The organism is Patescibacteria group bacterium, assembly GCA_041664365.1.
Classification (GTDB): Bacteria; Patescibacteriota; Patescibacteriia; order UM-FILTER-42-10; family UM-FILTER-42-10; genus JAHJEX01.
Genome location: JBAYKW010000001.1, coordinates 290,705 through 314,744, shown reverse-complemented (window position 1 = coordinate 314,744; position 24,040 = coordinate 290,705). Strand labels below are relative to the sequence as shown.

The window sequence follows — 24,040 nt, the reverse complement described above, 5'->3', positions numbered from 1 at the left end:
ATTAGTAGGTAATATACATCTGTAGGATATCTTATTTTACCACATTTTGAATTTTTAGGAATTTTTTTATGGAAAAATTTATTATCAACGGCGGAAATCCGCTGAACGGGGAGATTGAAGTTGGAGGGGCTAAAAACGCTGTACTGAAGATATTACCGGCAGCCCTGCTTTCTGATGAAACGATCACGATAAAAAACTTTCCAAATATTGAAGATATTCATAGAGCGACTGATTTATTGGTTGATTTGGGTGCTACTGTGACAATAGACGCTAGGAATTGTGCAGTTTCAATTCCGGAAATAAAGAAAAATATATTAGAGCCGAAATTTGCCAATAAGTTCAGAGCTTCCGTAATGTTTGTCGGACCGCTTTTGGCTAGAACTGGGGAAGTCAGATTCCCGCACCCCGGCGGATGCGTGATCGGTGCCGGTAAGCGGCCGATAGATCTGTTTCTGGAGGGTTTTAAAGCTCTCGGTGCCGAGATTGAAGAGATGGAGGACATGTATGTGGTAAAAGCAAAAAAACTTAAAGGAGGGGAGTATTTCTTTACGACTGTCAGTGTCACCGGAACTGAAAGCATGATTTTAACCGCTGTACTGGCTGAAGGGGTTACAACCATAAAAAATTGTGCCATGGAACCGGAGATTGTAGCGTTAAGTGATTATTTAAATTTGAACGGGGCAAAGATACGAGGTGCCGGATCTCCAACGATTGTAATTGAGGGGGTCAGTAAATTATCTGCGGGAGAATATACAATTATTCCGGACAGAATAGAAACCGGCACATTTGCAATTCTGGCGGCAGCTACAAAATCAGAATTAACTATTACAAAATGCCAGCCGGACAATATTGAATCATTATTAAGTGTGCTGACAAAGATTGGTGTCAGTTACGAAAAAGGCGGAGACTGGCTGAAAATTTTGCCGTCAAAAAACATTTTATCGTATGATATAAAAACACATGAATATCCAGGATTTCCAACCGATCTGCAGTCCCCGTATACAGTTTTAATGACGCAAAGTACCGGTAGGGCGATAATACACGAAGTCATATATGACCGACGTTTGCTTTTTACTGACATGTTGGTACAAATGGGCGCTGATATTATCATGTGTGATCCGCACCGGGTAGTTATCAGCGGACCGACAAAGCTTCACGGCAGAAAATTGACAAGCCCTGACCTGCGGGCCGGCATGGCAATAGTGATTGCCGCCGCAATAGCAGAAGGTAAAACAGAGATTGATAATATTTATCAAATTGACCGGGGTTACGAAAAAATAGAGGAAAGACTAAAAAAAATCGGAGTAAAAATAGAAAGAGTGAATGAATAATGGAAAATTATCCAAAAAAAAGATCAATTGTTCAGAAATATTTTAAATTTTATGCGGGAGTATTATTACTGATCATTGCATTTTCAGGTGGACTGATTATCGGTGCCTGGAAAGTTAACGGTGTCGCGGTATCACAAGTCGGAGATGTCGTGATCAATAAATTTACAAATGACCCGCAAAAGCAGGAAATAGACTTCGGAATATTTTGGGAGACCTGGGATACTATTCAGAATAAGTATTATGACAAGCCGGTCAGTGAAAAGGAACTGTTTTACGGAGCGCTCGCCGGTATGTCGGAAAGCCTTGGTGACCCATATACGGTATTTTTTGATCCGGAGATCAGTCAGGATTTCAGCGACCAGATTAATGGAACATTTGAAGGGATTGGTATTGAAATCGGAATCAAGGATGAGCAGTTAGTGATTATTGCCCCATTACCGGAAACACCTGCCTCTAAAGCCGGGCTATTTGCCGGTGATCAGATAATCAGCATAGATAGTACAGATACTACCGCAATGACCCTTGATACCGCAGTGACAATGATACGTGGAGAAAAAGGGACTAATGTCGATCTCGTTATCAAAAGGGAGGGTAATGATGATAATATTCAGTTTTCTATTACCAGAGAAACAATTGTTGTTGAGTCGGTGTATTGGGAGATGCTGGACAGTAATATCGCACACATAATCCTTTCTGATTTTAACGAAAACACAGAAAAAGGGTTTGAAAAAGCAATACGGGAAATTACACTGGCTGAGCCCAAGGGAATAATATTTGACATGAGAAACAATCCGGGCGGATTTTTATCAACTGCGGTAAACGTAGCTGGATACTTTATTCCACTGAATGAAGTTGTACTGATAGAGGATTTTGGCAATGGAAAAGAGAATACTTATAAGGTTGATAACGGGGATAATTATATTGAATACCCGATGGTAGTTCTTGTTAACGGAGGAACTGCCTCCGCATCTGAAATAGTTGCCGGAGCAATCCAGGATCACAAAGTCGCTACAATTCTTGGTGAGCAGACATTCGGCAAAGGCACTGTACAGGAGTTGAAAGATTTTTCCGATGGCTCATCGATAAAAATAACAGTTGCTGAATGGTTGACACCTGACGGACGTTCTATTAATAAGGAGGGGATAACTCCGGATATTATAGTAGAGATGACTCCGGAAGATATTGAAGCAAATGTTGATCCCCAGTTGGACGAAGCTGTTAAGCTATTAATTGAGCAGTAAACAAGTTTTTCAATCTCTGTTATAATCACAGCTGAAAAATGATTATCCGGTAAAATTATCGCATGTTGCTGGAAATTGGAATTACGGCTATAATTGATGGGAAAAATTGTATCAAGGCAAAATATTCTAATAAATTATTGTAGTAAATTATATATATTATGAAAGTATTATTCATCAAGGACGAGAAACCAAATGTGAAAAAAGGGCAGGTTAAAAATGTGACGGATGGTTATGCTAGAAATTATTTATTCCCAAGGCAAATAGCTGTGCCATATACTAAATTGATAGACCAGCAGGTAAAATTGGAAAAAGAAAATGAGCTGAAGAGTGAGAAAAAAAAGGTGAAAAAGGTTGAAAAGATGTATGATATATTGAAGGATAAAAAAATTGTCATCAATGCAAATGCAAGTGAGGACGGAACGCTTTATGCCGGAGTCGGGAAAAAGGAGATTATAAAAAAAGTACAGACTTTGTATAAGGTTACTTTGGAAGAGAGTCAGATAATTCTTGAAAAACCGATAAAAAATATCGGGGATCACGAAGTTGGGGTGCAGGTTGAAAATGATAAACAGTTTAATTTTATTATTAGTATTAATAAAGAATAATTTCGCCTTTATCCGAAGGTGTTAATAATTTTAAAATCAAATGCCGAAATCAAAGAAGAGAACAAAATATATATTTGTCGTTGGTGGTGTAATGTCGTCAGTAGGAAAAGGAGTCACCACTGCTTCAATCGGCAGAATTCTGCAAAGCAGGGGATACAATATCGCAACGATCAAATGTGATATGTATATCAATATTGACGCAGGTACGATCCGTCCAACAGAACACGGAGAGGTTTTTGTCGGTGAAGACGGGATTGAGGCAGATCAGGATCTTGGTAATTATGAAAGATTTACCGGAGTAGATTGTACTGCCGATAATTACATTACTACCGGTCAGGTATACCGTGAAGTAATTAGAAAAGAAAGAAATCTGGAATATGCCGGGGAGGATGTCGAAGTAGTACCGGATATCCCGAACGAAATCATCCGACGAATAAATATTGCGGCAAGAAAAAACAAGGCGGATATTGTGGTGGTAGAAATCGGCGGAACCGTGGGTGAGTATCAGATAATGCTGTTTCTGGAAGCGGGCAGAATGCTGAAATTAAAATATCCAGAAGACGTGGCGTTTGTTCTGGTCAGCTATTTACCGATTCCAAGTGTGATCGGAGAGATGAAGACAAAACCGACTCAATACGCAGCCAGAACGCTGAATTCCGCTGGAATACAGGCTGATTTTATTATTTGCAGGTCAGAAAAGGTATTAGATAAGCCACGCAGAGACCGGTTGGCTACATTTTGTAGTATTCCCAAAGACCACGCTATTTCCGCGCCCGATTTGGAAAGCGTCTACGAAGTGCCTATGATATTTGAAAAGGAACAGCTTGGAGCAAAAATGCTGAAAAAACTCAATCTGAAAGAAAAGAAGAATGATATGATTGAGTGGAAAAAAATGGTGCAAAGGATTAAAAACTCTAAAAAAGAAATTAAGATTGGTGTCGTAGGTAAATATTTTGGTACCGGCAATTTTACCCTGGCGGATTCCTATATTTCCGTGATTGAAGCGATAAAACATGCGTCCTGGTATCACAACCGCAAGCCGCAGTTAACATGGATTGATTCAGAGGAATATGAACGGAATCCAAAAAAAGTATCCGAGCTGAAAGCGTATGACGGAATAATAGTACCGGGTGGTTTTGGATCAAGGGGGATAGAAGGAATAATTAAAGCGATAAGGTATGTAAGAGAAAATAATATTCCATATTTGGGATTGTGTTATGGTATGCAGCTGGCGACAATAGAAATTTCTCGGAATGTTCTAGGACTTTCAAAAGCGAATACCGTGGAAGTAGATAAAAATACACCGCATCCGGTGATTCATCTTAATCCGTTTCAAAAGAAGAATATCAAAGAAAAAAGTTATGGCGCCACAATGAGACTGGGTGCATATCCTTGCGTGCTCGATACTGATTCACTAAGTTTCGCGGCGTATAAAACAAAAAATATATCAGAACGGCACAGGCACAGATATGAATTTAATAATGCGTATAAAGCAAAGCTAGAAAAAGCCGGAGTTCGTTTTGCCGGGATTTATCCAGAAAATAAACTTGTAGAAATTATTGAACTGAAAAATCATCCATGGTTTGTCGGAGTGCAATTCCATCCAGAATTTAAGTCGAGACCCCTAGATCCGCACCCGCTTTACAGGGATTTTATTGCGGCGAGTATCAAAAGACAATTGAAAAATAAATAGCAGAATAAAAAAAGACCCCATTTGCCGACCGGCAGAGGGGGTCTTTTAGATTTATAATTTTACTGCGTTACTACTTCAACAACTTTGGAATTCTGGAGTTTGCCAGTGTATTTTCTGAGTTTTATGGATTTAAACTTAACTATTCCGCTGACAACCGCGTATAATGTGTCATCGGATCCGCGTTTTACATTTTTTCCTGCATGGAATTTTGTACCACGCTGTCTGACGATAATTTGACCAACATTCGTCTTTTGTCCGCCGGAAACTTTAACGCCGAGTCTTTTTGATTGCGAATCTCTGCCATTTTGGGTAGAACCGCCTGATTTTGTGTGTGACATGAATCAATTCATTAATATTTTACTAACTTTACCATTCTAAATAAAACACGCAGTTGTGTCAAGAGCCAGTTATTTGACTGCTTTTGGACGAAAAACTATCAATACAATAAACACAACTAGTATCAAAGATCCAAAAATTGCAATGGTTGTTGTTAGAGATGATTTTTCTGTATTCGGCATATCCGGATTCGGTAAATCAAGCTTTGTTTTTGCGATTTGTCCGGAGTTATCTTCAAGCAACGGATAGCCGTTATAAGCTTTGAACCCGTCGGTAAGACCGTCACCACTTGTATCTGGATTGTATGGGTTAGATCCAAATGCGGTTTCAACAACATCGGGAATTCCGTCCAGATCGGAATCCTTAGCTTTTTCCTGTCCGCCTGTAGTTGCTTCCATTATTGCCTGGATAATTCTTTGGTCGGGTGTTCGAGAGGGGGTATTGTTATCTTTGATTAAAGGGCTAAAACCGTGATTTTCCTCAAAACTGTCTTTGAGCCCGTCATTGTCTGAGTCAGGGTTTGAAATGTCAGTTCCTATTTCTCCTTCTTCAGTGTCAGTCAGGCCGTCATTATCCTTATCAGGAGAATTCTGAATTGGCTCGTTTGAATTGGTGGAAATATTACTATTACTGTTAATATTCAATGGGACAGATGTATTCGTATTCAAATTGAAATTTGAATTAATCGGTATGTTGACATTTATATTATCACTATTGGTATTTTGATTAACATTTTCATTGCCGTTAAAGTTCAAATTCGAATTACTATTTTGATTTACATTTGCATTACTATTCTGATTGGAATTTAAATTAAAATTCTGGTTTACATTATAATTTTCGATCGGAGTACTGTTGGAATTTCCATCAAAATCCGGGATACTGCCTCCGGCATTATCCACATATATTCTGTTAATATCACTGATATACGTTAAGTTGTTTGCATCGACGGCAACCGCATGTACACGGTAAACACCGTCAATGGACTCGTCAGTGCTCCAGGTATATTCCCACACATTGTTTCCGACATTTATACCTTCATATGTAAAAGTAAATCTCCCACTTTCGTCTAGAAAGTAGAACTCAACCTTAGCTGCGGGAGAATTAGTTTCGGCGCTGGCGAGGATGTTACCACTTAATAATGCGCCATCTTGCGGATTATGCAGATTTACTTGAATCTCTTCTCCATTCACCTGAATGATAAAAAACAAATTAATAAATAAAAATCCAGTTATCGTAAACAGAGTAATAAATATTGAAGGAATGGTAATTGCTTTTATAATTTTCATATTTATTTTTCTTCCCAGGAAATAATTGAGTATTCACCTAATGTCGGGAAATTAGGCGGGGGTGCGAAATAAAGATTGGAATCAAAATCTAAATTTCTAAACTCATAACCGGTGCCGTCTGTGTAGGCAAATCCATAGCGTTGATTTGTGGCAAGTGATCCAAAAAGCGTAAGCGTATCACGATATACGTTATTTGCGCATCCAGCGGGATTTTGGGTATATCCAGACCGGTCCGCATAGTAATATCGTCCTACACGGCCATTTTGCGCTATAACGGCCGCATCAATACGCAGGTTATCTTCACTGTAGAACCCAACCGAAATGTCAGTTTGTGCTATTAAACCGATTACATCCGTACCGTCATAGTTTGTATACTTTAAATCATTATTTACTATAATTGTCGCATCTGCAGACGCAAGCGGTTCTCTGGCTGCGGCAACTGTAACACGCTGGCCATTAATCTGTCCGTCTATCCAGACATCATCTTCAATAAAAATAATCTGATTCGTCGGCATTGGCAGTCCAATTGAACTTTGACCTTTATAGGTAAACTGGCTCTGATTGCCGATTGACCACATATCCGAATAGTTATACCACCAGAAAAACCATCGGTAACTGCACTGGCTTTGTGATGTAACACGCGTAATATCGACTGTGTCGTTTGCATTAAATTTTATATGATATCCTTGTGCTCCGGATGCGCCTAGATAGATGCCGTTGGCAATCGCTTTTGCTTTTAAATCTGCTAAATCAACCGTTATTCCGTCGAAATTCACAGGTGCGACCGGGAATACACGACCGGCGCCAAAAATATCCGAACGGACCGGAACAGCAGATGGTGGTAGGGGGTCAACGGGGGATCTGTGGGTATGTACGCCGAACTCTTGCGCACCCGAATGATCCGGATCGTCATACTGATCCCTTGTTGACGAAATAACATTGTGCGCCAAGCCGTCAAATCGAATACCGTCATTGGAGTGTACCGGCCCCCATATTTCCGTGCCTTCACCAAAACGCATTTCGTCGTTGGCAACAACGGCAAAACTAGAAAATGCCGGATTGCCTAGCTTAAGCGAAACAGTTCTTTTAATATCAGGGCTTTCGGTTAAATACCCCGTGGATTCGATTGTCACAATTGTTGAACCGCTGGCGGGTGGGATGATATTTAATGAATACTGGCCAATTACATTTCCATTAATGTCGCGATAATCATGAATATACGGACCCGCATGTCCTGTATCATCCGTGAAATCATCCGTAACATGTGCCAAATGCCACCGGTAATAATTAACACCAGCCTCGGCAATCTCAAATGTTTTTTGCTCTCTGATTTTTGAGTTTGTAATTTTTGCCTGACTGACAACGTATGATGAGGCGGCAACGATAAGAATTAGGAATATGCTCGAAAAGACTAAAAGCATGACGAGGGCAAAACCGGAACTATTTTTATATTTGCTATCAGATTGGTACATGTGTCTTTTTACTGAATTAAAAATTGGTTTTAAGATTTCTTATCATAATACTTGTTTCTATTGATATTGGAGGAGGTGGTTGATTGAGATCAATATCAACGCTAAATTTCATATGAACTAAACGTACATCCGCAAGGTTTATCGGATGGGTTAGTGGACTTCCTGTACCGGTGTAATTTTCATCAAAATAAGTGAAAATGGGCCCTGTATCTACAATATTGTTGACAATAGTGGTGACGGTCTCACTGGTGCTCGGCGGATTTATAATGCCTTTTTGAAAGCTTGAACCGGAAAGGAAATATCTTAAACGTTCTCTGCTTTCATCGGAGTCAATATTGGAATAGAAGATAATTGACCGTTCGTCAGCGCTGGCCAGGAGGTATGCGCCAGTGTCGGCGTTTTGTGCTTCCCGCAATTCTTTCGCAATGGATTTCATAACTTTTCTTGATGTATCCTGTGCCAATGCTTGGTCACGTGACTGATTAAACAAATCATTACCCTGCACGACAAATTGATAAATTATCGATGTCAGAATACCCATAATACCAAGAACAATGATGATTTCAATTAAGGTAAATCCGTAATTCTTTATGTTTTTTTTATACTTCATTTACAATTGGTTAAGAAAATACTCTGCTTGCGTTGTACCGTTTACTGTGACGGATGTATTCATAGTTTCATAGCCGGCCAGAGAAATATCTATCGAATATGTACTGGCGCTTAGATCGCTGAAAAATACTTGACCGGGCGGTACACATGCCGATGTATAGCCGAGTTGAATACTGGATATAACCGGCGAATATGAAACATCATCTGTGGACAGATAAATTTTATATTTTATATACTGGTCATCGTTGTGGCTTTCGTGAATTTGAGTTCCGCTTGTGGTATAGTAACTCCCGCTTGTTCCATCCGGACCGATAAAATTCCAGGTTGTATTATCAGTATTTGATGCGATTTGTATCGCAACACTATCCGGGCCCGTCTCTGCTTGTTGCGAGAAAGGAATCCAGGTTAATGTGCCAAAGGTGCTGCTAGTACCTGTATTAAATGATGATGATGTAAGGTATCCTTCTGGTTGGAATGATTCTAAAGTGTAGGATACTGAAATATCCTGAATAACCGGCGTAACCTGTGGATCTGTTGTAGAAAGTTCAGCTCTGAATATTAAACTGTCGCCAGCTGTTATAAATTCATGATCAACATCTGCTGTGACCGGCTCAAAATTTACACCGCCGTTTGCTGACAAGAAATATGAAATTGATTGCCCGTTTAATGATTCGTTAACAGTTATTTTTGCTTTGGTTAATCTGCCTAGTTCAGAATTAAGTTTTATCGTTTGACCGACGCCTGTCAGCATGTATTCTCCGGAATTATCAGCAAGCTGTATCTGTTGCATACTCGTATTCCAATCAGCGGTGGTCGCTAATGCGTCTTTGTTGTTGCTATTTGCAATACTATCATAGAAATTGCCGGATAATTCAGAGGATTTTAGTGTAATACTGCCTGAAGTTGAATTTGTATCAATCGTTCCGGAATCATCGTCATATTTTGTCATATCGGTATAATCTGCTTGTCCCGGCCCCCCTGACCATTCGTTTTGCAAAAAGAATCCAATTCCCGTAAGTTTTGACTCGTCATAACCAACTTTGGTCAATCGCACATTCGCGGAAGTTAATGCAACATCAGTCCCGGCGTCTTTTACGGAAACCCTCAGGGAATTTGTAGTATGATCAGCTAATACAAATGAAGTTGTTTGCGATGTATTTGGCAGAATATTAAGCAGTACAGGCGGAATTATTCCCGCAATATCATAGGCAGTTGATGTTTCAAGTAGAGTGTAATTATCCCATTCTAAATTTGATAAAAGCAGGGTTCCGGATCCGTTAGTCGGTGGTTCTGAAGAATATTTCAAATTATCCGGATCGGTTCCGATCAGTTTCTCTCCCCAGATTGAAAGTGAAATATTCGGTATCGGTTCACAGGTGTCATTTACAGTATTGATCATAAGTGAACTTACAAGATCAATTGCAAAACTTACTTCAGTTACATCCTCTGTTACGATTGTAAGGTCCGGTTTGGTTGGATGAGGAAGGCTAACAAGATCAACAGCATGGGTAGAATCTAGGCTGTAACCATCTTTTGTCACTTCCACATGATAACCTTCGATGCTCGGAGGCAAACTCAGGACCTGCAAGTTACCGGAATTATCCGTTGTATTCGTTATGTCAATCCAAGGATTGATTGTATTGTTGGTAATATGGACTGTTGCTTGCGGGACCGGCTGACCGGACGCATTAAAAACTTGGATTAAAAGCGATCCTGTGTTATCCGCAGACTCTAGTCCTTTTGGTGAAATAAAAGTTGACAGAAGGACTGCGTCAACAGCCGGTCTGTTCCATCTTACGCTTACTTCAGCTTTCTTATAATCATTTGGAGTCGTATCTTGTGGTTTTCCAACAATTGTACCGGCAGCATTCCCGTCAAACGGATCATCAAAATAATCAATGCGGGTTTCAACTATAAACTCAAAACTATTCTGGTTACGCAGTTCATATGACAGTATGTCACCAACCGGCCAGCCTGTGGTGGTCCCGACATCTGAATATGGCATGTTTCTGATGATTTCCAGTTTTTCATTTGCAATTTCAGTTGCTGTAACCCTCGATCTAGATACGGCCAGCGCCTGTATCCCTTTGTCTAATCCGGAAATAACAAAAATACCGGAAGTAGCGAATATTCCTATCACAACCAAAAGCTCTATTAACGAGAAACCCCTTTGGTGCTTATTCTTTATTTTCGCTTTATACATTGAATTATATTATACCATAAAATTGAAAAAGTCGTACAAATTGACACATAGGCTATAAAAAGATATTTTATCTGTATCAATAAAAATATGAATCTACCGAAAAAAAATAGAATATATCTTGATTTTGCGGCTACTACACCGATGGACCCACTGGTTCTGAGGGAGATGCAACCGTATTTTAGTGAAAAGTTCGGCAACCCGAATAGTCCGCATGAAACTGGCAGAGAGGCGCTGCTTGCGGTAGATTCCGCGCGAGATAAAACTGCTGAATTATTCAACTCTGAATCAGAAGAAATTGTGTTTACTTCCGGTGCCACGGAAAGCAACAATCTCGCCATCCGTGGAGTAATAAAAAAGTATCAAAAAGTTTTAAAAATACCTGAAATAATAACAACAAAGATTGAACATCCGTCCGTTCTGAATACTTGTCGAGATCTTGAAAGGCAAGGTGTCGTTGTGAAATACTTGCCGGTTAAAAATAATGGAATTGTAGACGTCAGTAAATTAAGCGAATTAGTATCTGAAAATACGGCGCTCATATCAGTAATGTACGTGAATAATGAAATCGGTACAATCCAGCCTGTAAGAGAGATAGGTAAATTTGTGACAAAATTAAATTTACAGCGAAAAACTCCCATTACATTTCATACGGATGCAGTACAAGCAGTAGGATCTTTGAATTGTGATGTAAAACATCTCCATGTAGATTTACTTTCGGCCTCCGGACACAAAATATACGGACCGAAGGGAGTGGGTTGTTTATATATAAAATCAGGAACACCAATTATGGGGATCCAAACCGGAGGAGATCAGGAGTCCGGGCTTCGTGCGGGCACGCTGGATGTTCCGTCAATTGTCGGATTCGGAAAGGCAAGTGAACTATGTATAAGAAGGGGAGTAGGTGATAAAAAAAGAATGTCAAAACTTCGAGACTGGGCATTTACGGAAATTATGCACTTTTTGCCGGAAGCTCAAATATCAGGTGAAGTGGGGGATTTAAGAATCCCAAACAATCTTCATTTACGAGTGGATGGAGTGGACGGAAACGACATTATGTTCCTGATGGACAATAAGTTTAATATTTCTGTTTCAACCGGGTCAGCCTGTACAGTGGGTGCTGCGGAACCATCAAAGGTGCTTCGTGAAATGGGTATCAATAAAACTAGACTCCGAGAAGGAGTCCGTGTAACAATCGGCAGGACAACAACAAAAGCTGAAATGATTGCATTTATAAAAGCCTATGTGAGTTGTATCGCGATAATAAAAAAGTAATTCACTAAAAAGGATTCAGCTCGGAACTGTCAACTGGATTTTTTAGTTTTGTTTTTTCTTTAGAATTATTTATAACTTGTTCAAAGAGAGTCTGATTGATTACCTCTTTTTTTCTAAGCACTAAGGCGGGATCAATCAGTGTCCGGTCGTAAAATGGTATAAAGACGTTTTGGTATAAAAAAAATAAAATATACATAGCGTAACCGATAATTGCAATATAGATGGCTTTATTGCTGTTTCTTTTTATATAGCCGTAGTATTTGTCGATTGGAATTGTTGATTTCATTTTCATATTATTGCCAGTAAACTCTAGCGGATATTTGAATGCTGATTTGTTCACTTTGAGTTGCCTGTGATGTTTTTTGACTTGAAAGAGAGACTGAATCAATCAGTAAATAGAAGGGTTCTTGTTCGATTGATTTTGTCCAGTTGATAATATTAGAATAAGATGTATTGAAAGCAATGTTTAATGTGCTCATATATAATCCAGATTCCTGGACAACTGGATTGGATAAATTTAGAAGTTGATCACTAATCTCATACTTTTTAGCGACGTTTTCAAGTATGGTAATGAGTTCTAATGTGTCCTGTTGAGAAAAAAGTGATGAAGATACCAGGTCGTTATTTGAACCGATTTCCTTAATTTGTCTTTCTAATCGGACTAGGTCATGTCTTTGCTGTGTGATAAATTCATAATTAACTCTTTGATCATAGATATCATTACCAAGAGAGATAATCTTTTTTTGCTGTGGTATTACTGTAAAATTAATTATTAAAAATACCGCAGCAATGCCTAATATGGAAATAATCAAAAGTTTAATTTTTGGAGTTAATTTCATTTTGTTATTCGGCGTTTTGAGGATTAAGTATTACTCTTCCACTCAACGTAAAAGATATATTTTCTTTTGACAATAAATTTGATATTGGAGAATCAATATTCTCAAAAAATGGAGATATCTCTAAATTATTCTTGAATGACAGTAGAGAATCTCTAGTTTCGGCCGTCCCTGAAATTTGAAACGTTCCGTTAGATTTTTGTATTGAAAGGGAGGACAATACAACGCCATCAGAGATTCTATTGCCGATTTCGATAAAAATATCCGACCATAATATATACTCCAGCTGGATACTAGATACATTTTGGACAAGCGAATTAAAACTGATTACGGACTGACCGAGATTTAGCGATTCATTGCTCTCTGTTTGTTCTTTAATGGCAACGGTCTCTAGAGTCAGTTTATCTAGCTTATTCTGAAGAATCATCTGAGAAAAATATAAAAACGAAACAATAATCAGCAATATGACAATTGTGATCAAAACCAAAAATTGAACTAGCTTGTAGTTTTTCTGAAATTGATTTTCCACTCTTTGAGCGGGTGATGTGAAGTTAAGATTTATCATATTCCAGGCCTCTAAGCGCCAGCCCTATTGCCGTTGTATAGGACGTCTGCGTTTTAGCATTTATAAAATCCACATTATTTTGGGTAACATTCAGTAGAGAATCACCCTTCTGAATTTTTATTTTTAATTTTGTGATAAGTTTATTTTCCAGATCAATAAGATTTGCACCGCCGCCAGTTAATAATATGCTTGAGATATGACTCTTATCCGTATAGTGGTCCTGGTAGAATGAAATAATCTGTTTTATTTTACTAACTAGTGTTTCAAATTGATCGTTGAGTACAGCTGCAACCGCTCCTTTTCCAAGTGTTTTACTTAATCCACAAAGTCTTTTTGCTTTTTCGGCTTTTTCATATGAAAGAGAGAGGTTTTTCATCAGTAAGCTAGTCATAAGATTTCCGGAAATAGCCGTATCTGCTGATGTAAATTGAATTGTCAGATGGTCAAATATTATAAAACTCGTCCGGTCCAGGCCGATGTCGATTATCAATATTCCTTCATTCGGATTAGTCGGTTTGGCTGGTGTAATGGCCCGGACAATTGCGGAAGATTCTATTTCCAGAACGTGGGGAATTAGTTTCGCCTTTGCAATCACTGCTTGATATGAATCGACAATTGACTTTGGTACAGCGCCAACAAGCACAGATTCAAAATCAGTGTCATTATTTATTGATTTCCAATCAATATACATACTGGTAAGATCATCGGGAATATGGTTTATCAGTTCAGATTGTACAATTTCGTCTGTTAATTTTGTATCATTTGGTAGGTGTAATACTTTGATAAAACTTTTTCTTTCCGGAACACAGGCAGCAACTTTTTTTGAGTTTGGGTGTTTTGGTTTTGCATTATGAATCAGTGAGGAAATTAACGGGAATAAAAGTTCCGGTTTAGAAATTTCCCCTTCATTAATGATTCCCGGAGTAACTGAAATCTCACTTGCTGATTCAATGATAATTTTTTTCCTTTTTTTCTTTAAGGAAACCAGTCTTAATGTCCTGTCGCTGATATCTAATCCAAACATTTATTATATTTGTCCGACTAATGAATAAATAGGCATGATAACCGCTAAAGCGACGCCACCGACAGCAACTCCGATTACGAGCATCAAAACAGGTTCGATAACCGCCGCCAGATTGTCCATGGTATTGGCAACTTCTTCCTCATAAAATATTGCCATATCTTCGGTTGTCGCGTCGAGCGTGCCTGACTCTTCACCAATATTGATGATTTGAGTAATAAGAGGAGGGAACAAGTCAGGATTTTTTTCCAGTGTCTGGCAAACTGACACACCTTTTTTCAATTCTTCGGCTGCCTGATTCAAGTATTCTTTATATATTACATTTTTTGATGATCGGGCGATTATTAAAAATGTTTCAACAATCGGTATATCGGTTTTAAGTAGTGAGCTTAAACTCCGGGTAAAATTTGCCAGGTTAATCTTTTTAATGATTGGAGATGCAATCGGAATTTTTAACAGCAAAGTGTGGAACAATTTTTTACCGGATGGTGATTTAATATAGCGCATTATCAGGAATATAAGCAGCGCTGTGCCTAATATAACATAAATCGCATAAGCAGCCATAAAATCACTAAGACCGATCAATACTTTGGTCGGGAGTGGCAGATTCGCCTCAGCGTCAGAATATAATGAAGTAATATTTGGCAGCACGAAAATCATCATGGCAATGCCGATTACGATCATGGCAATTGTGACAATAATAGGGTAGGTAAGTGCGTTTTTTACCTTTGATCTTAACTCATGACTTTTCTTAAGCTGAATCGTTAAACGGCGGAGTACCTCGTCCAGCTTTCCGCTTGCTTCCCCGGCTTCCAGCATGCTGACAAAGGTTTCGGAAAATATCTTTGGGTATTTTGCCGAGGCTTTGGAAAGGGTTGTGCCTTTTTCAACGTCTTCGCGCATTTGCAATATAGTTTTTTTGAATCCCTCATGTTCTACCTGCAGACTGATTGTTTCCAGCGCTTTTGCAAGCGAAAAACCGGTCCTTACCATTATCTCTAGCTGTTGTACGAAAAAAAGTTTTTGAACTAGAGTAATTCTTTTGTGGGACTTGAAAAAACTGAGCTTTGCTTCCTTTGGTTTTTCTTTTGGCGTGGTCATTTTAGTCCTTTGTTACACGGAGCACTTCCTCGATTGTCGTGATTCCGCTTTTTGCTTTGATAAAACCGTCCTGAACCAAGCTTATAAACCCCTGTTTATTTGCTTCATCATATAATTGTTCAGGACTCGCCTGGTTAACAATCAAATCAGCCATTTTTTTGTTTATTTCCAGAATTTCGTATATGCCGATTCTTCCCTTATAACCCTCGTGATTACATTCCTTACATCCGTGACCCCGATAGAAGAGAAGTGACTCTAATGATGCATCGGCGCTTTCAATGACCTGCTCCCGCTCCAGGGCTTTCAGAATATCCTTGAAGTTGAGTTGTGATTCGAGCTGCGTTATATTTTTTTTGGTTAATTCGTAACTTTCAATGCAATGAATACATACTTTCCTCACTAAACGTTGTGCGACAATGACATTTGTTGTGGACGCTACCAGAAACGGCGGAATACCCATTTCCTGGATTCTGGGCAGTGCGCCTACTGCGTCATTTGTATGTAAAGTTGATAATACTAAATGGCCGGTCATTGCTGAGTTAACTGCGATTTCAGCAGTCTCTTGATCTCGAATTTCTCCTACCATAATGATGTTTGGATCTTGCCTGAGGAGTGCTCTTAATCCTTGAGCAAAAGTCAATCCAATTCGCGGATTAACCTGTGTTTGGTTTATTCTCGGCATCCGGTATTCTATCGGATCTTCAATGGTTGAAATATTAACTTTTGGACTATTCAGAATATTCAGGACTGTATACAGGGTTGTGGTTTTTCCGGAACCGGTCGGCCCGGTAACTAAGATCATCCCGTGCGGTTTCGTAATTGCCCGTTTAATAATTTTTAATGGATTTGGCTGAAAACCAAGCTGTTCCAGTGTTAATATCTGTGAAGATTGATCTAAAAGACGCAGTACTATTTTTTCACCGTCAAATATCGGAATAATTGAAACACGGAAAGACACTTTATATTCTTTGGCTGTAATTTTAAATCGGCCGTCTTGTGGCATACGATGTTCATCAAGTTTGAGGTCCGATAAAATCTTAATGCGCGCAACAATCCCTGAATGGATTTGTTTAGGAAGTGTCATTGCATCCCGTAGTACGCCGTCAATGCGATACCTGACAATTACTTCTTTTTCCGCCGGTTCTATATGGATGTCAGATGCGTCCTCAAATATTGCATATTCGAGGATAGTATCTACGATTCTAATTACGGGAAGATCTTTTGCCAACTCTTTCAGTGAACCTTTGGTAGATTCATCAGTCGTTTCATCTTTTTCTTTCGTCATAGCATCAACAGTTGCTTTCAGGCCTTTATGATATGATTTTAAAGCCTCTGAAATCATTTGTGGTGTTGCAACATATACGACCGGATTTTTCCCGGTTTTTTTCTTTATAAAATCAAAAATCTCCAAATCCATAGGATCAAGAGAAGCAATTTTAATCTGATCATCTGTCTGATCAAATGCTATTATATTGTGTGTCTGGGCAATAGATTCAGGCAAAAGGTTGAGAATATCTTTGCGGATTGTCAGAGTTTCAAGATTAATAAAGGGAACTTTTAGGGATTTTGCGTAAAGCTCATATAAAGACGCTTCACTGACGATTTTCTCCTTATAAAGGTGGTCTGTCCATTCTCGATTTTGCTTTTTTGCCTCATCAAGCGAAGCTAAGACTTCTTTGCTAGAAAGTACTTTATTGTTGACTAATAATTCTTGTATTTGTTTTTCCAGTAGCATATCCTGCTTTTAGAATAAAACTCGATAAAATTATATCACAGAAATGCCGTAAAGTCAATCAAACAGGATTATTACTTTTTTCTGAAATCGTAAATATTTATTGAATATCCGATTCTATCATCAGGTTCAATACTCCGAAGTGCTTTGTATGTTCCGTCATTTGAATAAAGGGCAGATATGCTAATTGCAACAATTCGATCGAGTTTATCCAGTTCTTCCTGATTTGTAAGTCTAGGAACTGGCTGGAAAGGTATTCCGTAGTAAGATGTCCACAGCGATCCGAAGTAAGTAAAATAGTATTCATTAATATTATTTGCATCAAGATACCTCTTAAGCTTGATAACATCCTGCCCCCAATCAATATTTGAATCGGTGACATATTTTGATCCGTTTTTAGGTCCTCCGATCGACTCGTTAAAATAGGCAAGAAAATTTGGGTAGATCAGTATGGTTGATACTATATACCATGAAAGAAGAATGAATGATAAAATTTTTATGTAACGATTTCTATTTTGAAATAAATATGTGATTACTCTGGCTGATAGCAGAATTAAGAATGGGTAAATTATTAAAACGTGGCGATGTCCGATATTTATTTTACTGGTCATGGACCATAGAAAATACAATATTGGTGTAAGAATTAATAGCCAGTATGTAAATGGTATGTTTCTGTAAAATTTTGCAATATTTGCTAGAAGTTCCCTGAAATGAAGTTTATGTTTGATATTCTTTGAAGGAATTAAATTTATTAAGTCATTTTTAATTTTAGAAATAGTATTTTTTTTGTAATGACGGAAAAAAAATAAATATATTCCGAGTGAAAGAATGATAATCATAGCAAGAGGTGTTTTGATCAAAAAGGTGACAGGAAAATAATTCCAGAATCCGACATTGGAAAAATTGCCGTTCAAATACGACATATGTCCCCAGTAATTGTGCGAAAAAAGCGTAAATAACCCTTTAATATAATAATAACCGGGAACTGCTGTATTTTCTGCAATACGATATAGCATACTGCCGGTTTTTGTGGAAGGATCCGCAAGTGATCGAAGTTTTGCTATTAATGGATCATTATTCTGTAACTCTGCTAATTCCTCCGCGGATATTTTATTATTATAAAAATACTGAACGTCCGGATCGGTAAACGGAATTGTTCGGGAAAAACCATATACAAAAGAACCTAGAATAAACGTCATTAATAGTAATAAGAGTATTATTTTACTAAAATGTGAAAATGTAAACTGAGATGTTTTTTTATGGATAGTTTTCAGGATCGTAAATATTATAAAAAATATATACAGAATAATGGCGGAAAATTTTACAAATTGGGCTACGGCAAATACAAAAACAAATAAAAACAAGCTTTTTCGCGAAAAACTTATGAAATATCTATCGAGGCAGTATATTGTTAGAAAGAAAAGCAATGTTGCTCCAAGGTCAGTGGTTACATATCTGGAATGGGCTAAAATATTCGGTTCAAAAACATAAAGAATTAATGCGATTAATCCAGTATTTCTTCCCCAAATGCGTGTGGCCCATTTGTAGATTAATACACCAAGCAGTAAACTAAGCAACATTGTCGGAATTCTGCCCAGGAGTAGAATTAAATCCGCATCTGCTGTATTATTATAAAGAAATTGCCGTCCGAATTCCCATTGGTTCTGTTCCTCCCAGGATGGATGGTTAAGCGGTGCCTCAATAGGAAGGAATAATAAAGGAATCGCGCTGATTTCCTTTATCAGCGGAGGATGTTCTGGATTTAATTTGAAATTACCGGTCGTAATATAGCTATATCCGCTGGCTAAGTGCGAACCTTCATCTATCGTCTGACTCTCCTTAAGTGCCGAAGTGAATTCCATAAAAAACATTACAGCAAGCAATAGTACAACAAGCGGCAGGTAAACCCTGTTTGAATTAAATGAAGTCGCCTTCATAGTTGAATACAAATATATTGAATGAAATTAAAACTGGTTTAATATGAATAATCGGGATGGACTATTAAAAAAACTTAAAGATCCGTTTCACAATAGGACTATTGGAATCGGGTTGTTGGTTGCAATGATTATAAATCTTGGTGCGTGGGTAGTTTTATACCTGTACATCAAGCCTTCCCTTGATCCAATATATCTTCATTATAACATTTACTTCGGTATCGATCTAATTGGAGACTGGTATGAAATATATATTATTCCGCTCAGCGGATTGCTGATCATTTTGGTAAACTATTTGGCAGGTGTTATACTTTATCCATCAAATAGGGTTTTGAGCAAATTAGTGGTATTATTTGCTGTACCGGTAAATATATTTTTAACACTAGCGTCAGTACTGCTTGCATTTATTAATAGATAATCATATGGATTTCTCTGCAAATTTCGATATTATCAAGATACTTCTTCTGGGGACGATCGCTTTTATTATGACAATAGCGTTAACACCAATTTTGACGCATTTTTTATATAAATATAAACTGGGGAAACAGATAAGATCCAGCGAAAGCGCTCCAATCTATTCAAAACTGCATGCGAAAAAATCGGGTACGCCCACAATGGGTGGTATTTTAATCTGGTTTACCACATTGATACTGGCACTTTTTTTCTTTTACTTGGGAAAAATTACCAATGTGCCGTTTATTGAAAAGCTGAACTTTCTTACTCGGCCGGAAACCCTGCTGCCTTTAGGAGCACTAGTTGCATCAGCGATTATTGGTTTGTTTGACGATGTTTTTAATATTCGTAAAATTGGACCGCATGGCGGAGGATTCACAGTTAAGCATAAGTTATTATTGTATACGGCAATCGCAATATTTGTATCATATTGGTTTTACGCAAAACTGGATTGGGATGTAATTCATATTCCTTTCATGGGAAATTTTGAAATCGGGCTTTGGTACATACCGTTTGCAATTTTTGTGATTGTTGCGACGTCCTTTTCGGTCAATGAAACAGACGGATTGGACGGACTGGCCGGCGGGGCTTTGTTATCAGCTTTTGCTTCGTTTGCGGTCATTGCATTTATCCAGGGTCGGTTCAACCTTGCTACGTTCTGTGTTGTAATTGTCGGATGTCTTTTAGCATTTTTGTGGTTTAATATTCCGCCGGCCCGGTTCATTATGGGCGACACCGGGTCTATGGCACTGGGGACAACGTTGGGCATCGTTGCTATGCTGACAAATTCAGTCATTGTATTGCCAATAATCGGCTCAGTGTTAGTATTGGAATCAGTATCAGTAATCATCCAGTTAACATCCAAGAAATTACGTAAAGGAAAAAAGGTTTTTATTTCTGCCCCAATTCATCATCATCTGGAAGCGATTGGTTGGCCGGAGCCAAAAATTGTAATGCGATTTTGGATTATTTCCGGTGTCACATCTGTCCTGGGGTTAATACTGGTGCTTGTTGATCATTCATAATATATGTTGGAAATAATTACATCAGAGAAATTCAGTAAAATTTCAGAAATTAGACTGGCTGTATCAACAAAAGATTTCGGCAATCAATCCTTGCAACATCCTATTGTCTCAAAAAATGAAACGTTTCTAAATAGGAAGCGTTTTTTTGATAGTTTAAATATAAATTCAAAAAATGTTGTAAACGCAGGATTAGTCCACGGCAGAGAAATTTTATGGACAACTAATGCGAATAAAAATATTGATAACACTGAAAGTAATTCTCTAATTCAGAATTTTGACGGTCTGGCAACAGTTGAAAGGGGACTTTTTTTGATGGTGACAATCGCAGATTGTTTTCCTGTATTTATTTTTGATCCGACGTCAAAATGTATTGCACTGCTACATGCCGGATGGAGGGGTGTTATCAATAATATAGTTACAAATGCAATTGATACTATGAAAAATAAGGCACAAAGTGAAACTGAAAAGATGGTTGTTTATATCGGACCTGGTATTCACCAATGTCATTTTAATGTCAGTAAAGATTTAGCGGATCAATTCTTAAATTCGCTCGGACCTGATGTTTTGCAGTCTAAAAACGGAAATAACGCGGTTAATTTACCGCTCACAATTAAGAAACAGCTGATTCAAGCCGGGATAAATGAGAATAATATTGAAATCTCCCCGTATTGCACTTATTGCGATGACAGGTTTTTTTCCTCATATCGAAGAGACAAAGAAAAATATATCGCCCAGGCGGCAATAATTGGAATGATTTAATCTGAAATGATATACTGCTATTGATATGAAACCGACAGATTTTAAAGGTAAAAGAATTACAATCATGGGTCTCGGTACGCTTGGAGGGGGTGCCGGGGTTGTTAAGTATTTGTTAAAAACCGGTGCAAAACTGACCGTGACAGATTTAAGGACAAAAAAAGAATTATTTCTGGTTATAAAGAAACTGGGATCAAAAAATATTAATTATGTGTTAGGGAAACATCGCGAGCAGGATTTCAAAAATGTGGATCTTGTGATAAAAAATCCGGCGGTTCCGAGCGGATCAAAATATCTGAAAATTGCTAGAAAAAACAAAATTCCGGTTGAAAGCGATGCATCTTTGTTTTTTCAGTTATGCCGTGTGCCGATCATCGGGGTTACCGGCACAAAAGGAAAGACAACGACTGTTTCTATTGTTGAAAGTGTTCTAAAAAAATCCGGCAGGCATTTTGTCATAGTTGGTCATAATCAGACTTCCGTTCTTGACCGTTTGAGTTTGATTAAGAAAGATTCGATTGTTATTTTTGAATTATCTAGCTGGCGTTTAGAAATATTAAAAGATCATAGGATTAGTCCGCATGTCGCTGTTGTAACAAATGTTAAGCAGGATCATTTGAATACTTATCACGGCATGAAAGAATATGCAGAAGCAAAAAGTAATATATTTAAATATCAAAAAAATAATGATTTCGTAATATTGAATAAAGAAAACAGTTATACCAGAAAATTTGGTGAGTCAGTTGTGTCAAAAAGGTACTGGTTTTCGAAAAAATATTTTACTGAGGAAAATGGAATTTTTGTAAAAAATGGAAAGATTGTCTTTAGAAATATGGGAACTGAAAGAGCAATAATGCCACTTGATTTATTGAGAGTTAAAGGTGACCATAACCTGGAAAATATATTGGCAGCAGTAGCCACGTTAAAAATAATCGGAATCCCGGATAAATTCATTAAACTGGGTGCTGAAAATTTTAAAGGCGTTCAGGACAGATTGGAGTTTTTAAGGAAATTAAAAGGAAAAGAATTTTGTAATGATTCAGCGGCAACAATTCCCGATGCAACTGTCGCAGCAATAAAATCATTTAATGGGAATTTGATTCTGATTGCGGGAGGTGTTGATAAACAGCTGAACTATAATCAAATGGCAATTGAAATAAAAAAGCGTGTAACGTTTTTATCGCTACTACCAGGTAGCGCAACCGAAAAGCTGAAGCCTTTATTGATTAAGAAAAAAGTTAAATTTATTGAATCAGAAAGCTTAAAACGGGCTGTAGATATCGCTTATAAATATGATTTAAATGATGCAACAATCTTATTTTCACCAGGCGCCGCGAGTTTTAATATGTTTAAGAATGAATTTGACCGAGGTGAAAAATTCAGAATTATTGTAAAAGGATTAAAATGAAATTAGAACAGCATAGTCAAACGGATTACGTATTAATTGCGATTGTATTTATTATCATTTTTTTTGGTTTGATTATGCTTTCCTCAGCAAGCTCCGTTATTGCATATCAGAACTATCAGGACAGTAACTATCTATGGAAACACCAGCTGTTTAACGGTGTATTGCTGGGGCTTTTGTTTATGTTTATAGCATCTAAAATCCATTATTTAAAATGGCAGAAATTTGCTATACCGATGTTAGCAATAACAATATTGGCGCTGTTTCTGGTTCTGGCATCAGGTGCCGGCATCTCCAGCGGAGGCGCGACCCGTTGGATCAACCTTGGATTTTTTTCCTTCCAGCCGTCAGAATTGGCTAAACTGACATTTATAATATATTTGGCTACCTGGTTCTCGAAAAAAGGCAAATTGATGAATGATTTTGCCTATGGATTCGTTCCATTTCTTGTGTTATTAGGAATTATTACAATATTAATCATGATGCAGCCGGATTTGGGGACGATGACTGTGATAGCACTGGTATCCGTTGCGGTATTCTTTATTGCCGGGGGTAGCATTAAAAACATTTTGCTGATTGTCACCGGTGGTATTTCACTTTTTGCAATTCTGATAAAAATAGCTCCGTATCGAGCGGCCAGATTATCGGTATTTCTTAATCCGGAGCTGGATCCGCAGGGGATTGGATATCATATCAACCAGGCGTTACTCGCGATCGGCTCCGGCGGTCTATTGGGTCTGGGATTAGGTAGGTCAAGACAAAAATATAATTATCTTCCAGAAGCAACAACCGATTCAATTTTTGCAATAATTGCGGAAGAACTGGGTTTAATCATTTCAGTTTTACTGATTGCATTATTTGCTATTTTAATGATCCGTGGTTTTAAGATAGCCAGAAATGCACCCGACCAGTTTGGTAAACTACTTGCCGCAGGGATAACATGCTGGTTTACTATTCAGGCCGTGATCAATATCGGCGCGATGGTATCACTGTTGCCACTGACCGGTATTCCACTGCCTTTTGTCAGTTACGGAAGTTCCGCCATTGTTATTTCGATGGCTGCAATTGGAATTTTAATAAATATATCCAAATATTCTACACAAACTAGCAGACAAACAACGCGGTCTCACAGATAAAACCAACGCGATATTTCTTTACTAAAAC

General features: G+C 38.0%; 22 protein-coding genes. 10 read left to right on the top strand and 12 right to left on the bottom strand.

The window, feature by feature from the left end:
• Window positions 1-68: 68 nt before the first annotated feature.
• From murA to WCW66_01645, 4 genes are all read left to right on the top strand, one after another.
• Entirely contained in the window at window positions 69-1,331 is a 1,263-nt protein-coding gene (gene murA, locus WCW66_01660) for a UDP-N-acetylglucosamine 1-carboxyvinyltransferase (protein MFA6391448.1), read from the top strand.
• Entirely contained in the window at window positions 1,331-2,572 is a 1,242-nt protein-coding gene (locus WCW66_01655; protein ID MFA6391447.1) for a S41 family peptidase, read from the top strand. Before murA ends, WCW66_01655 begins: the two co-directional genes overlap by 1 nt.
• A 158-nt stretch (window positions 2,573-2,730) precedes the next feature.
• On the top strand, window positions 2,731-3,177 hold the full coding sequence (rplI, locus tag WCW66_01650) for a 50S ribosomal protein L9 (GenBank protein MFA6391446.1): 447 nt from the start codon (window positions 2,731-2,733) through the stop codon (window positions 3,175-3,177).
• A 40-nt stretch (window positions 3,178-3,217) separates the two neighbouring features.
• Complete coding sequence (locus WCW66_01645; GenBank protein ID MFA6391445.1) at window positions 3,218-4,870, top strand: CTP synthase; 1,653 nt, start codon at window positions 3,218-3,220, stop codon at window positions 4,868-4,870.
• Window positions 4,871-4,929: 59 nt separating this feature from the next.
• Here WCW66_01645 and rpmA read toward each other — a convergent pair whose 3' ends face one another.
• From rpmA to WCW66_01620, 5 genes are all read right to left on the bottom strand, one after another.
• A complete protein-coding gene (rpmA, locus tag WCW66_01640; protein MFA6391444.1) occupies window positions 4,930-5,208 on the bottom strand; it encodes a 50S ribosomal protein L27 in 279 nt (92 codons plus the stop codon).
• Window positions 5,209-5,277: 69 nt separating this feature from the next.
• A complete protein-coding gene (locus WCW66_01635; GenBank protein ID MFA6391443.1) occupies window positions 5,278-6,492 on the bottom strand; it encodes a hypothetical protein in 1,215 nt (404 codons plus the stop codon).
• Window positions 6,493-6,494: 2 nt separating this feature from the next.
• Window positions 6,495-7,964 carry a pilus assembly PilX N-terminal domain-containing protein gene (locus tag WCW66_01630; GenBank protein MFA6391442.1) on the bottom strand — a complete coding sequence of 490 codons (1,470 nt, stop codon included), beginning with the start codon at window positions 7,962-7,964 and terminating at the stop codon, window positions 6,495-6,497.
• 16 nt (window positions 7,965-7,980) lie between these two features.
• A complete protein-coding gene (locus tag WCW66_01625; GenBank protein MFA6391441.1) occupies window positions 7,981-8,574 on the bottom strand; it encodes a type II secretion system protein in 594 nt (197 codons plus the stop codon).
• Entirely contained in the window at window positions 8,575-10,776 is a 2,202-nt protein-coding gene (locus WCW66_01620) for a prepilin-type N-terminal cleavage/methylation domain-containing protein (protein ID MFA6391440.1), read from the bottom strand.
• A gap of 87 nt (window positions 10,777-10,863) precedes the next feature.
• Between WCW66_01620 and WCW66_01615 the strand changes: the two genes are divergently transcribed.
• The gene (locus tag WCW66_01615) at window positions 10,864-12,048 is read left to right on the top strand and encodes a cysteine desulfurase family protein (protein MFA6391439.1); all 1,185 of its coding nucleotides are present in this window, start codon (window positions 10,864-10,866) and stop codon (window positions 12,046-12,048) included.
• Window positions 12,049-12,052: 4 nt separating this feature from the next.
• On the opposite strand, the gene WCW66_01610 is transcribed toward WCW66_01615, so the two are convergent.
• The 7 genes from WCW66_01610 to WCW66_01580 all read right to left on the bottom strand — a co-directional run bounded on the left by WCW66_01610 (window position 12,053) and on the right by WCW66_01580 (window position 19,240).
• Window positions 12,053-12,340 (bottom strand): hypothetical protein, encoded by a 288-nt coding sequence (locus tag WCW66_01610; GenBank protein MFA6391438.1) that lies wholly within the window; start codon window positions 12,338-12,340, stop codon window positions 12,053-12,055.
• A 1-nt stretch (window position 12,341) separates the two neighbouring features.
• Window positions 12,342-12,887 (bottom strand): hypothetical protein, encoded by a 546-nt coding sequence (locus WCW66_01605; GenBank protein MFA6391437.1) that lies wholly within the window; start codon window positions 12,885-12,887, stop codon window positions 12,342-12,344.
• A gap of 4 nt (window positions 12,888-12,891) precedes the next feature.
• Window positions 12,892-13,449, bottom strand: a complete 558-nt coding sequence (locus WCW66_01600; protein ID MFA6391436.1) for a PilN domain-containing protein — start codon at window positions 13,447-13,449, stop codon at window positions 12,892-12,894.
• Window positions 13,436-14,473, bottom strand: a complete 1,038-nt coding sequence (gene pilM / locus WCW66_01595; protein MFA6391435.1) for a type IV pilus assembly protein PilM — start codon at window positions 14,471-14,473, stop codon at window positions 13,436-13,438. The genes WCW66_01600 and pilM overlap by 14 nt, the downstream gene beginning before the upstream one ends.
• Window positions 14,474-14,476: 3 nt before the next feature.
• Complete coding sequence (locus WCW66_01590) at window positions 14,477-15,571, bottom strand: type II secretion system F family protein (protein ID MFA6391434.1); 1,095 nt, start codon at window positions 15,569-15,571, stop codon at window positions 14,477-14,479.
• A 1-nt stretch (window position 15,572) separates the two neighbouring features.
• Window positions 15,573-17,306 (bottom strand): GspE/PulE family protein, encoded by a 1,734-nt coding sequence (locus WCW66_01585; GenBank protein ID MFA6391433.1) that lies wholly within the window; start codon window positions 17,304-17,306, stop codon window positions 15,573-15,575.
• 71 nt (window positions 17,307-17,377) lie between these two features.
• Complete coding sequence (locus WCW66_01580; protein ID MFA6391432.1) at window positions 17,378-19,240, bottom strand: glycosyltransferase family 39 protein; 1,863 nt, start codon at window positions 19,238-19,240, stop codon at window positions 17,378-17,380.
• A 43-nt stretch (window positions 19,241-19,283) separates the two neighbouring features.
• Here WCW66_01580 and WCW66_01575 point away from each other — a divergent pair, with 43 nt between their 5' ends.
• Genes WCW66_01575 through ftsW form a run of 5 tightly spaced genes read left to right on the top strand, consistent with a single transcriptional unit; the run spans window position 19,284 to window position 24,012 of the window.
• Window positions 19,284-19,655, top strand: coding sequence for a hypothetical protein (locus WCW66_01575; GenBank protein MFA6391431.1), 372 nt, complete (start codon window positions 19,284-19,286; stop codon window positions 19,653-19,655).
• Between the two features lie 4 nt (window positions 19,656-19,659).
• Window positions 19,660-20,715, top strand: a complete 1,056-nt coding sequence (gene mraY / locus WCW66_01570; GenBank protein ID MFA6391430.1) for a phospho-N-acetylmuramoyl-pentapeptide-transferase — start codon at window positions 19,660-19,662, stop codon at window positions 20,713-20,715.
• A gap of 3 nt (window positions 20,716-20,718) precedes the next feature.
• Window positions 20,719-21,474, top strand: coding sequence for a peptidoglycan editing factor PgeF (pgeF, locus tag WCW66_01565; protein MFA6391429.1), 756 nt, complete (start codon window positions 20,719-20,721; stop codon window positions 21,472-21,474).
• A 25-nt stretch (window positions 21,475-21,499) separates the two neighbouring features.
• Window positions 21,500-22,879, top strand: a complete 1,380-nt coding sequence (gene murD, locus WCW66_01560; GenBank protein MFA6391428.1) for a UDP-N-acetylmuramoyl-L-alanine--D-glutamate ligase — start codon at window positions 21,500-21,502, stop codon at window positions 22,877-22,879.
• Complete coding sequence (gene ftsW, locus WCW66_01555) at window positions 22,876-24,012, top strand: putative lipid II flippase FtsW (GenBank protein MFA6391427.1); 1,137 nt, start codon at window positions 22,876-22,878, stop codon at window positions 24,010-24,012. Before murD ends, ftsW begins: the two co-directional genes overlap by 4 nt.
• Window positions 24,013-24,040: the final 28 nt, after the last annotated feature.